At 39.6% G+C, this 10998-nt stretch carries 12 protein-coding genes; 6 read left to right on the top strand and 6 right to left on the bottom strand.

What is annotated here, in order from left to right; translation table 11 throughout:
- The 5 genes from VE944_RS09370 to VE944_RS09350 form a co-directional block, all read right to left on the bottom strand.
- On the bottom strand, nucleotides 1-1125 hold a 1125-nt coding region (locus VE944_RS09370), incomplete at its 3' end, for an EcsC family protein (RefSeq protein ID WP_324975608.1).
- Between the two features lie 92 nt (nucleotides 1126-1217).
- Nucleotides 1218-1604 carry a type II toxin-antitoxin system PemK/MazF family toxin gene (locus VE944_RS09365; RefSeq protein WP_324975605.1) on the bottom strand — a complete coding sequence of 129 codons (387 nt, stop codon included), beginning with the start codon at nucleotides 1602-1604 and terminating at the stop codon, nucleotides 1218-1220.
- Nucleotides 1582-1830 carry a hypothetical protein gene (locus VE944_RS09360; RefSeq protein WP_324975602.1) on the bottom strand — a complete coding sequence of 83 codons (249 nt, stop codon included), beginning with the start codon at nucleotides 1828-1830 and terminating at the stop codon, nucleotides 1582-1584. Before VE944_RS09360 ends, VE944_RS09365 begins: the two co-directional genes overlap by 23 nt.
- Before the next feature lie 67 nt (nucleotides 1831-1897).
- Nucleotides 1898-2710, bottom strand: a complete 813-nt coding sequence (locus VE944_RS09355) for an alpha/beta fold hydrolase (RefSeq protein ID WP_324975599.1) — start codon at nucleotides 2708-2710, stop codon at nucleotides 1898-1900.
- Nucleotides 2711-2889: 179 nt separating this feature from the next.
- Complete coding sequence (locus VE944_RS09350) at nucleotides 2890-3615, bottom strand: lysophospholipid acyltransferase family protein (protein ID WP_324975596.1); 726 nt, start codon at nucleotides 3613-3615, stop codon at nucleotides 2890-2892.
- 368 nt (nucleotides 3616-3983) lie between these two features.
- Between VE944_RS09350 and metG the strand changes: the two genes are divergently transcribed.
- The 5 genes from metG to menH all read left to right on the top strand — a co-directional run bounded on the left by metG (nucleotide 3984) and on the right by menH (nucleotide 9207).
- Complete coding sequence (gene metG, locus VE944_RS09345) at nucleotides 3984-5588, top strand: methionine--tRNA ligase (RefSeq protein WP_324975593.1); 1605 nt, start codon at nucleotides 3984-3986, stop codon at nucleotides 5586-5588.
- A 166-nt stretch (nucleotides 5589-5754) separates the two neighbouring features.
- Nucleotides 5755-6384, top strand: a complete 630-nt coding sequence (locus VE944_RS09340) for a LabA-like NYN domain-containing protein (protein ID WP_324975611.1) — start codon at nucleotides 5755-5757, stop codon at nucleotides 6382-6384.
- Nucleotides 6384-7595: an LPS export ABC transporter periplasmic protein LptC gene (gene lptC, locus VE944_RS09335; RefSeq protein WP_324975590.1), complete on the top strand. Its 1212-nt coding sequence runs from the start codon at nucleotides 6384-6386 to the stop codon at nucleotides 7593-7595. Before VE944_RS09340 ends, lptC begins: the two co-directional genes overlap by 1 nt.
- A 162-nt stretch (nucleotides 7596-7757) precedes the next feature.
- Nucleotides 7758-8159: a metal-sensing transcriptional repressor gene (locus tag VE944_RS09330; RefSeq protein ID WP_324975588.1), complete on the top strand. Its 402-nt coding sequence runs from the start codon at nucleotides 7758-7760 to the stop codon at nucleotides 8157-8159.
- Between the two features lie 220 nt (nucleotides 8160-8379).
- Nucleotides 8380-9207 (top strand): 2-succinyl-6-hydroxy-2,4-cyclohexadiene-1-carboxylate synthase, encoded by an 828-nt coding sequence (gene menH, locus VE944_RS09325; protein WP_324975586.1) that lies wholly within the window; start codon nucleotides 8380-8382, stop codon nucleotides 9205-9207.
- Nucleotides 9208-9221: 14 nt separating this feature from the next.
- On the opposite strand, the gene VE944_RS09320 is transcribed toward menH, so the two are convergent.
- Nucleotides 9222-9884 carry a glycoside hydrolase family 24 protein gene (locus tag VE944_RS09320; RefSeq protein ID WP_324975583.1) on the bottom strand — a complete coding sequence of 221 codons (663 nt, stop codon included), beginning with the start codon at nucleotides 9882-9884 and terminating at the stop codon, nucleotides 9222-9224.
- A 417-nt stretch (nucleotides 9885-10301) separates the two neighbouring features.
- Here VE944_RS09320 and VE944_RS09315 point away from each other — a divergent pair, with 417 nt between their 5' ends.
- Nucleotides 10302-10766 carry a DUF29 domain-containing protein gene (locus VE944_RS09315; protein WP_324975580.1) on the top strand — a complete coding sequence of 155 codons (465 nt, stop codon included), beginning with the start codon at nucleotides 10302-10304 and terminating at the stop codon, nucleotides 10764-10766.
- Nucleotides 10767-10998: the final 232 nt, after the last annotated feature.

Here is a 10998-nt window from a genome sequence, read left to right as displayed (position 1 = left end):
GATCGCTTCTATTATTTCTTGCTCAACTGGTGTAGTCTTATTGTCAAGCTGGGCAATTTTGTAACACTGAGCCAGCAAAGGTATAGCAAAATCACGGTTTAGCTGATTGAGCAGTACATCTAAAGGCTTGGGTGATTTGATATTTTTGGCAATGGCATCCAAAGAGTTAGAGCTGAGGTTTAGAGCTTGTAACTCTGGCAAAATTTCTTCCCAAGTCTTCTCTGGATGACTGGCGAGGATCATGTGAACTAAAATTTGATCCATGATGGCTTGTTGAGCGATCGCAGTTTCTAAATACTTTTCACTCTCTGCTTTTAATGTTGCTAGTGTCTGTGGCGATGCAAGCGAAGTTGATTCATCTAGCTTGGCTTCGTAAAATCGACAAGCAGCATACCCCAATGAATAAATCATCGTCGCATTTGAACTAGCTCCTATTACTGCACCCGCCAAGGGTATATTTCGCAGCAAGCCTAATCCCGCAGCTTTTAATAGACGGCCTCCACCCAAGCCCAGACCAAAAATTGCCAAAATTTCACCTTTACGCGCAGGATCTTTTAAATCTAGCCCGTAGACAGATGCAATCTGATAAAGCATTTCTGACTGTATTTTGGTTGTGGCTGTTAAATCAATTGCCAACAATGCAACTGCCATCCCTGGTAAAACACTTGTTGCTAGTCCAACTGTGCCTGCTTGAGTTGCTTTTTCTACCATGATTCGGTGAGCAATCTGGCTAGCTGATTCATTTGGATACTGTTGCTTGAGCTTCTTTACCGCAACTTCTGCTTTTTCCAAATCAACAGCGTCAGTAGTACCAATTAGCCAATTTAAATTTAATACTCCAGAGAGCTTTCTAATCAGCCAATTTTCGTTCAGGCGATTCACAACTTGACCGCTAGTTTGAGTTGTTTGCTCAATAAACTTGTGTGTTTCTTTCGCTGTCGCTTCTCCCACGCCTACTGCTGTGTCTAAAACTGCTTTGCCAGTCTCAGCAACAGTTTTAATAAAAAACTCTACTATAGACGGTTCATTTTCTACTGATGATTGAGCCTGGATTTGTACTTCTGAAGTTTCTCTGGGTGAATTAACTGATTTATTCACCTTTATTTCTTGTGATTTGTCTGCCATTGCTTGACACCATCTTGTAAAGCCTCTCTTTTGGTTGTAGCGAAATATGAGCGGCTCTACATCCCTCTATAAACGTAAATATCAGTTTCAGATTAACTATTTTCTTTTCTGAATAACTGTCTTAATCCATCAACAATAGGAACATATTGCTCAGGGGTGAGTGTTCCCAAATACGCCAAAACTCGATTTATATCTAATCCCCGCGTTTGATCTAGTAAGACAATGGAAGACACAGACAAACCACCAGCACCAGCTAACAAACGCGGATATAAGCTGGGATTATTGAACGCCCAAGAACCACTCTGGGTAGTTAAAGGTGCAATCATTAGCATTGGATAGCGGACTTCTCCCCAAGTTATACCGACCACTACAGCAGATCGAGTTCCTTGCTGTTCACGTCCTCTAGGAGTACTAGTAGGCAAACTTACTATAATTACGTCACCACATTCAAGCAAATCAGGTTGGAGTATTCTTGCCACCAACAACTTTTAGCCCAACTTCAGGGATATACTCTAGTGGCTTGCCTTTTGGCTGTCCTTGGGAACCCCAATCATAAGAGTCTTCTGGAAGGAAATTTCCTTCGCTTTGATTAATTTCGTCATTTAATAATTGCCACAGTTGATCTTTTTCTTCTAAAGGAAGGTTGGCAATGGCATCTAGAAGTGATTCAAAAGGAATTTGCAGTTTGACAATTGTTGTGATCATAGTGGGTTTTGAGTTTGTTTAATTAATTTCTATTTGATAGATTGCGCCTCACCCTATCCTCTCACCTCTAGCCCCCTACCATATCAGCATTACTTTCTAAAAAGTCGTTATCCTTAAGAATTTCATAGAGATTAATATCTTCTTCTAGCAAACAAGCGTGTCCACAATGGGGCAATACCACAATCTTGTTATTTGGTAAGATATTCCCTATCCGCTTTACTTCCGTTATAGAAGGTAAAAGGCGATCGCTACCACCAGCAATCAGCAAAACTGGTTGAGTTAAGCGACCGAGCTTTTCGTTATCAATATCAAATTTTCGCAGTAAAGACAACCGCCAAAGAACGGTTTCTGGCGGCACAGAACGCATAGTTTTCAGGAGTTCATGGCGATCGCTCCGAGAAATGCGTGGCAAAGATGCTAGAAACGGCAACAATCCCAACGCACCAACATCATACAACTCTGATGGCACCAAGTAAGTAAATTCAGATGCCCAACTCAACCAAGGACGAAGATGAAAGGACGAAGCTGGGTTAATTAAGATAATTCGCTTAAATAAATGCGGCGTTTGGATCGCTACTTTCATTGCCAAGCAACCACCAAAGGACTCACCACACAGGTAAACTGCCCTCTGAGAGCTTTTTTCTAATTCGGCGTGGATCAAGTCCAACACACTCTTAGCTAGCACATCCCAAGTGTTAAGGTCTTTGCGTGGGATCGCCAAACAACGAACATCAAAGCCAGCTTCTAATCCAGCCGTTTGCGATCGCAATAGTTGACCAGTTCCATCCATTCCTGGCAAATATACCAACAGGGGATACTCTGGCTTGACTCGTTTAGGAGTTAGGAAACAAGGATTTAGCTCAACTTCTCTTGTAGTCATTGGTCATTGGTCATTGGTCATTGGTCATTAGTCAATGGTATAAAACTTTTGGATTGCTGATTGTTGCTGTTACGAGCTTCGGTACTTTTGAGCAAAAATAAAAAAGGTTTCACAACAAGCTATTGAAAGTCGTGCAGACAATCCAAAATTTAAAATCCAAAATTTAAAATCGAATGGCTCTAATAGCAACCTTGACGCAGTAAATCGCTAATTTCACCATGACAATGTTCTGTCAGTTCAGCCACAACAGTTCTGGCTTGCTTGCCGTGATATTTTTTTTGATGTTGGGGCGTAATCCAATAAGGGCGACCGATTAACACTGCAACCCGACGATAAAATACCAATGGATGCCAACCAGGTTGGTTAAATAAAGGTTCTGAAGGGTCAAATAGACTCAAAAGCCTTAAAGGGAAGCCAGAAGTGTTTACCTCTTCTAAGGAGGCGATCGCGATCGGCAAAATTGCTAAATCCTGTACATCAGCCCGTAATGCCAAATGGGCAAATCCCCTTTGAAAGTTACCCACATGGTTTGGCTGAGTAAATTTCACCATTGGTTCAGTCCCTTCTGGAAATACTCCCACCATCTGCTTGGACTGCAATAGCACCTGCGACTGCGAAAAAAAGCTTTGCTGACGGTTTTGAGTTTCTTCCAAAGGAAAACACCCCAATTGTCCGGTGACAATCTCCCGCATTACTGGCACTTGTCCCATGTAGTGATGGCAAGCAAAGCGAATCGGACTCGATAACGCTGTCATCAAAATTAGTGCATCCATAAAGCTGCGGTGATTGCTGACTACCAAAACGCTGGCATCCTGAGGAATGCGATCCTCGTAATAACGAAACATTTGGGTTGAGAGTGCCGCCACCAAAGCGCGAGAAATCTCTAGGGGGCTATTTCGACTCATACCTAATCAATATATTTTTCCGGTAAATATAGCAGTCTATCTTAATTTAATTTTTACATTTCTTTACGACTGCTATGACCGTCTTAAGATAGAAATATCTAATCCACAAAACCAGATAGATTTTCCGGATTCTGGATTCTGTATTTTTGATCACAATATTTTCTAATATAAAGTATTCAAAAAAGTTATGAGAATGATTCACTGTTGTAGGCAAAAATGAGTTGAATTGATGCATATTACAAAACATTTTTCGATCTGAAAAGTTTGCTACTATTAAGGTATTATTGGAGAAAATAGAAATAATATTGTATAATCACTTGGTTATTCCGATAAAAGTAAAACGTTTTATAAGTTAATTTTTATTTTGTATGAATCTAGTAAATAAAAAAGAATTGACATTTGCATTAACAACACCATTATATTATGTAAACGATGTGCCCCATATAGGCAGTGCATATACGACGATTGCAGCAGATGTATTAGCGCGATTTCACAGGCTATTGGGGCATCAGGTATTATTAATTACAGGTACAGATGAACATGGGCAAAAAATTCAGCGATCGGCAGAAACTTTAGGCAAAGCACCACAAGAGTTTTGCGATGAAATTGTCCCTAGCTTCGTTAATTTGTGGCAATTACTCGACATTCAATACGATCGCTTTAGTCGGACTACTGCACCTCGCCATGAAGCGATCGTCAAAGAATTCTTTGAACGAGTTTGGAAATCTGGGGATATTTACCAGGGACAACAAAAAGGCTGGTACTGCGTATCCTGCGAAGAATTCAAAGAAGAACGGGATCTGCTAGAAGGACACCGTTGCGCGATTCATACTAACAAAGAAGTGGAGTGGCGAGACGAGCAAAACTATTTTTTCCGCTTATCCAAATATCAAACTAAGCTAACAGAATTTTATCAATCTAGACCGGATTTTATTCAACCAGAAAGTCGGCGCAATGAAGTTCTCAACTTTGTAAATCAAGGTCTGCAAGACTTTTCCATTTCGCGGGTAAATCTAGATTGGGGTTTTCCTGTACCAGTTGATCCCAAGCACACCCTTTATGTCTGGTTTGACGCGCTGTTAGGTTATGTAACGGCATTACTAGAACCAGATGCAGAACCGACTTTAGCAAATGCCTTAGAAACATGGTGGCCGATTAACTTGCACCTAATTGGTAAAGATATTCTGCGCTTCCATGCAGTTTACTGGCCAGCAATGCTGTTGTCGGCTGACTTACCCTTGCCAGATCGAGTCTTTGGGCATGGCTTTTTGACTAAAGATGGTCAAAAGATGGGCAAAAGTCTGGGTAATACCCTTGATCCTATAGCGTTAGTTCAGCGCTATGGTAGTGATGCCGTTCGTTATTACTTCCTTAAGGAAATCGAATTTGGCAAGGATGGAGATTTTAATGAAGTAAGGTTCATTAATGTTCTGAATGCAGATTTGGCAAATGATTTAGGTAATTTGCTCAATCGCACCTTGAACATGGTGAAGAAATACTGTGCCCAGAATAATGTCCCATCAATCGGCAATGAAGGAATTTCTGACGAAAATCCATTGAAAACAATTGGTTTACGTCTAGGGGAGAATGTAAAACAAGCATATCAAGAGCTAGCTTTCAGTGAAGCCTGCGAAGCCATCCTTTCACTGGTGCAAGCCAGTAATAAGTTTATTGATGACCAGGCTCCTTGGTCATTATATAAACAGGGACAGCAGGAATCGGTGGAAAAAGTTCTGTACGCAGTTTTAGAATCGGTTAGACTAGCAGCTTATCTGCTATCCCCAATCATTCCGAATATCAGTAGCGATATTTATCGGCAGCTGGGCTTTGGAATAAACTTTAACGATCAAATACAAAGTTCAATCACCGCTCCTTTTACCACCCATGCAACATGGGGGCTACTATCTAGTAAACAACAGTTGGGTACAGCTCAACCGATTTTTAAGCGAATAGAACCCCCGAAAAACGATTAATCCTTATCAAAGTCTGATTTTGTTCAATTTCTTATTTTCTCAAAAAATTTATCGGGGCTGAATTCAAATTAGTCCCGGAACATTATCATAAGCCGCTGTGACTAGCATCTAGAAGTTGGTAATTTGTATCAAAAATAGCAGGGATAATAATTGAGGTATCACAATGATGTTGAATAATTTTGAAACCGATTCAATCTTTACGCCAGAACAGGTTTTGGAGAATCGAGGGAGAGTGGCCATATTTATTGATGGCTCAAATCTATTTTACGCTGCACTGCAACTAGGGATTGAAATCGATTACACGAAGCTGTTGTATCGATTAACTGGAGGTTCTAGACTATTAAGGTCTTTTTTCTACACTGGTGTAGACCGGACAAACGAAAAGCAACAGGGGTTTCTGCTGTGGATGCGTCGCAATGGCTATCGAGTCATTGCAAAGGATTTAGTCCAGCTACCAGATGGCTCTAAAAAAGCTAACCTGGATGTAGAAATAGCAGTCGATATGATGGCCCTAGTAGATTCTTATGATACCGCAGTTTTAGTTAGTGGTGATGGGGATTTGGCTTATGCGGTCAATTCAGTCAGCTATCGCGGCGTGCGGGTGGAAGTGGTGAGCTTGCGTTCGATGACTAGCGACAGCTTAATTAATGTAAGCGATCGCTACATTGATTTAGAAGCCATCAAAGAAGATATTCAAAAAACCCCTCGCCAAAGCTATCCATACCGCCCGTTATCTGGGATCGGTTTTTTGGAAGACTCCAGAACTAGTGATGGACATCTAGAAATCCAAGAATAATGGCGTATCAATTTCATCAAAGGGGGAGACAGGGCGAGAGAAAAATTAAAAATTTCTCCTCTACTCCTCCCTTTCTTCTTTTCCCTTTAATTTTTCTCTTGATATTTGGTTTAGTAAGCTGTGGGGGTAAATCTCCCACAGCTTCTCAACAAAATACTGCCGATTCATCTAACAAAGATAGCAATTTGACTTTCTTTGATGTCACTTTAGAACAAGCAGATGAAGTAGGAAGACCGATTTGGAGAGTCAGGGCTAAACAAGCAAAGTACACCAAAGAAAAACAAATTGGTCAAGCTGAAAGTCCTTATGGTGAACTATATCAAGATGGCAAAGTAGTTTACCAAATCAAGGCAGATGTTGCAGATATTGAACAAAATGGAAAGCAGTTGTTTCTCAAAGGTAAGATATTTGCCACAGATCCTAGTAATGGAATTGTATTGCAAGGTAATGAATTAGAATGGCGTCCCAAAGAAGATTTGTTGATTGTCCGCAAACAGATTAACGGTAGTCATAAACAACTACAAGCTGTGGCGCAGGAAGCGCGAGTCAAAACCCGCGAACAGCGCATAGAATTTTCTGGTAGGGTAGTAGCAAATTCCATAGATCCCCAGTTACAAGTGAGAACCGAGCATTTAATCTGGAATATTAAACAAGAAAAACTGATTGGCGATCGCCCTTTACAAATTGACCGTTATAAAGATAATAAAATTAGCGATCGCGGCAAAGGAAATTCTGCCGAAGTCAACTTAAAAACGAAAATTGCCACTATTCAACAGAATGCTCAATTAGATTTACTAGACCCACCAGTGCAAATAACTACTAACTCTATGACCTGGAACATGAACGCAGAAACTGTCACGACAAATTCCCCCGTGCGGATGTTCCAGCGTGCCGAAAATCTTACCGTCACTGCCAATCAAGGTGAAATGAAAATACCACAAAAAATAGTTTATTTAACAGGTAACGTCAACGCCATTGGTCAGCGTCGCCAGTCTTTGAAATCTAATACATTAACTTGGTATTTAGACAATAAGTTAGTTGAAGCCCAGGGAAATGTAGTTTATCGACAAATTGACCCACGGTTAAATTTTACAGGTGAAACAGCCGTTGGTAATCTGCAAACAGAAAATATTGTTGTTAAAGGCGGCACTTCTAGCGGTAGGGTAGTAACAGAAATCATTCCCCAAGAAAGAGCTAATCGTCAGCAGTAGAGTTAGGGGAGTGGGGAGTAGGGAGTAGGGAGTAGGGGGACAAGGTGACTTGAGTGATCTTTTTTTTGTCTCCAAATTCTCTTACCGATTCCCCATTCCCCATTCCCCACTCCCTACAACCACTAGGCTAGGATCTTAGTACTACAAGTCTTCTGATAACCCATGAATGGATCAAAGCGATTAGGCAAGGAATCCTTGCCAATATCCCAACAAGCAGAACATTCCCACCATCACGATACAGACCACGAGCATACAGATCATACTCATGAGGCTGGAGAGTTAGCTCATCCTCACGTCCATAGCGAAGAGTCATTACGGAGAATTGCCAATCGATTATCGCGGATAGAAGGACATGTTCGTGGTATTAAAACAATGGTGCAGCAAAATAGCCCTTGCCCTGATGTTCTACTGCAAATTGCCGCAGTGCGAGGCGCATTAGATAAGGTAGCGCGAATTGTTTTGGATGAACATTTAACTGAGTGTATTGCTAGAGCAGCACAAGAGGGTAATATTGACGTTGAAATTAAACAGTTAAAAGCTGCTTTAGATCGATTTTTACCTTAATAATTAAAAAAATAAAAAATTAACTAGCACGACAAGCCATTTTGTAGAAATGCGAGATTTGGTGTATTGACTCAGGCAAAGGGTTATTTATGCCAAAATGAACACAAGTGTCTTATATGTATTAGAAAGAGGAGGTTTTGGCATTACCTATCTTGCCAAGGATCGAAAAGGCAATGCTTACGTCGGCAAGCTATGCCTAGTTATTGTTTAAGCATAATGTATGGAAAATAAGAAGAAAGAAAAATATAAGTTTAACTATTATTTAAATGTCAATAGAAACAAACCTCTAATTATTTTATTACATGGCTTCATGGGAAACATTAATGAATTCGATGAAGCTATAAAAATACTAACTGAAGACTTTTCTTATCTCACCCTTGATTTACCCGGACATGGTAAAACCCAAGTTCTAGGAAGTGATGAATACTATAAAATACAACCTATTGCTCAAGCAATAATCCATTTATTAGATGAATTAAAAATAAATAGATGCTACTTAATTGGTTATTCAATGGGTGGAAGGTTGGCTTTATATCTAACTATACATTTTCCAGAACGTTTTATTAAAGTTGTATTAGAATCATCTTCCCCCGGTTTAGCAATAGAAGCAGAACGATTAGAACGAGTTAGACGTGATACTCAAATAGCTAGAAAATTAAGCAGAAGTATTATTCAAACTGATTTTGCTGCTTTTCTTTCAAATTGGTACAATCAACCAGTTTTTGGTTATATAAAAAATCATCTAGAATACGATCGCATGATAGAAATTCGGTTGCAGAATAATCCATACGAATTAGATAAATCATTGCGCTTCATGGGAACTGGATGCCAACCTTCTTTGTGGGAAAAGCTACAAGAGAATAAAATTCCTCTGCTTTTACTAGTGGGTGAATATGATAAAAAATTTATATCTATTAATACAGAAATGGCTCAAATATGTAAATTTAGCCAACTAAGAATAATTATTAATGCTGGACATAATATTCACTTTGAAAATACCTCGGCTTTTGTAGAAAATATCAAAGAGTTTTTCTATACAGCAAGTTAAAAATTAGGATAACCTCACTGCTTCTTTGGTAACTTATTTACTGCCTTGCTAGAAGGAGTTGGCGATGGTGTTAAATTCGGGGCTGTTGGTTGATTAGCTGCGGTCAATTCCTCTTGCAGCATTTTCTGATAAACTTTAGGCAAAGAGCTACTAACAGAATTAGTTTCTATACCATATCCTAGACTTGTCCAGGTGGGAGAAAGCCGCCGCAAAACATCATTTAACTTTCCCTGACGCAACAGTTGAGAAATATCAACTCCCCAAACTTTAGAATCATTTAACCAACGGTAAACTACTATATCTTGATATTCTGCTTCAAAACTATAAGCAGTCCAAAACATCATCTGCATCGGTTTTGGGTGATAACGGGGGGCTAAACGATACCAAGTAATGTTGATAATTTGATATCTGCCAGCAGCAGTGGAACAATTACCTGTGTTGGGGCCTATAACAATTGTGACGCATATCTCAGGATGTCGGCTAAGGTCGTTGACTTGCTGCCCACCATACAACAGCGAATAAGGACGATTACCACTCGCTTCACTCGCCGAGATGGTTCGCATTAAAGCGCGGATATAGGGGTCGCCCTTTTTCATGACCAAAGGCGGCTGTTGAACTGCAAAGATGGGATCAGAAGGCGATCGCAAGTCTCCAATATACCATTGCAACAAATACACAAAGCCGAGAAGCGCGGCTATTGGCCCAATAAGTTTTTCAACACCTTTGAATTCAAAGCCTTTCAGAATCCGACTCCTTCAAATTTGTTATCTTTGCTATCAAAAATCATCGACGAACTTATTCCATTAAAGTTCACACCTAATTGTTAGTTATCATTCTCGATTTGCTCATTTGTTTAAGAATTAGAAAAAATCAGCATAAAGAGATACTCCCAACAATATCGATTAAGTATAAGATCAATTGCTTCTTGTAGCATCCTACTTCCGGTAAGAAATCGCTACCTCGCTCAAATCGTGCTATTTTCGAGCCGCACTTCTAAAACTGGTGCATTGCTAAACCCCTGCATTTTGAGTGTGGGATAGTGCGATCGCTGACCTATGTTATAATTTAATAATTAATTTTCCGAGTGATTAACTATGACAACAGAAATATTAAAATCTGTTGAACCTACCCTTTACGAGGAAGATTATTATTTGTGGGTAGAAACAACACTTAAACAATTACAAAATAAAGATATTGAAAATCTCGATTGGCAACATTTAGCAGAAGAAATTGAAGCTTTGGGAATTGAACAAAGACGAAAAGTAGAAAGTTATTTAAAACAATTATTAATTCATCTTTTACTTTATTTTTATTCGGAAACTCAAAAACAAGATTGTCATCGAGGCTGGCAAATAGAAATAACTAATTTCCGTGATGAGCTAGAATTTTATTTTCGTTCCAAAACACTTTATAACTATTCTCTTAACTGCTTAGATGCAGTTTATATTAAAGCCAGAAGACAAGCAATTCAAAAAACAGCTTTACAGCCTGAACTTTTTCCAGAAAAATGCCCTTTTCTTCCTGAAGATATTTTCAATAATGAGTACTTTCCAGAATAAAAGTGATTTTGTATCGCTTTATGTGAAGACGAAAGTAATGAGAGAGCGATGGCTCATCTATAGTGAATCAGTGTAGGGGTTTAGCATTGCTCATTGGTGTCAACTTAAGTAAAAACGCTTATCCCACAGGCGTTTTACCCCACCCCTTAATCCCCTCCCCGTTCACGGGGAGGGGAGGTTTTGTCGCTAGACAAAAGCGGGGTGGGGTTCCGACGACTTAATTGGTAATTGA

This window comes from Nostoc sp. (assembly GCF_035638895.1).
GTDB lineage: Bacteria > Cyanobacteriota > Cyanobacteriia > Cyanobacteriales > Nostocaceae > Nostoc.
Note: the sequence above shows the minus strand (reverse complement) of the source record. Positions and strands in the feature narration are given on the sequence as shown.

What these genes read in the sequence shown, in the direction of transcription:
- lptC (WP_324975590.1), top strand. Translation starts at nt 6,384, where the DNA reads ATGGCGTATCAATTTCATCAAAGGGGGAGACAGGGCGAGAGAAAAATT.
- VE944_RS09330 (WP_324975588.1), top strand. Translation starts at nt 7,758, where the DNA reads ATGAATGGATCAAAGCGATTAGGCAAGGAATCCTTGCCAATATCCCAA.
- metG (WP_324975593.1), top strand. Translation starts at nt 3,984, where the DNA reads ATGAATCTAGTAAATAAAAAAGAATTGACATTTGCATTAACAACACCA.
- VE944_RS09360 (WP_324975602.1), bottom strand. Translation starts at nt 1,830, where the DNA reads ATGATCACAACAATTGTCAAACTGCAAATTCCTTTTGAATCACTTCTA.
- VE944_RS09350 (WP_324975596.1), bottom strand. Translation starts at nt 3,615, where the DNA reads ATGAGTCGAAATAGCCCCCTAGAGATTTCTCGCGCTTTGGTGGCGGCA.
- VE944_RS09355 (WP_324975599.1), bottom strand. Translation starts at nt 2,710, where the DNA reads ATGACTACAAGAGAAGTTGAGCTAAATCCTTGTTTCCTAACTCCTAAA.
- VE944_RS09315 (WP_324975580.1), top strand. Translation starts at nt 10,302, where the DNA reads ATGACAACAGAAATATTAAAATCTGTTGAACCTACCCTTTACGAGGAA.
- menH (WP_324975586.1), top strand. Translation starts at nt 8,380, where the DNA reads ATGGAAAATAAGAAGAAAGAAAAATATAAGTTTAACTATTATTTAAAT.
- VE944_RS09340 (WP_324975611.1), top strand. Translation starts at nt 5,755, where the DNA reads ATGTTGAATAATTTTGAAACCGATTCAATCTTTACGCCAGAACAGGTT.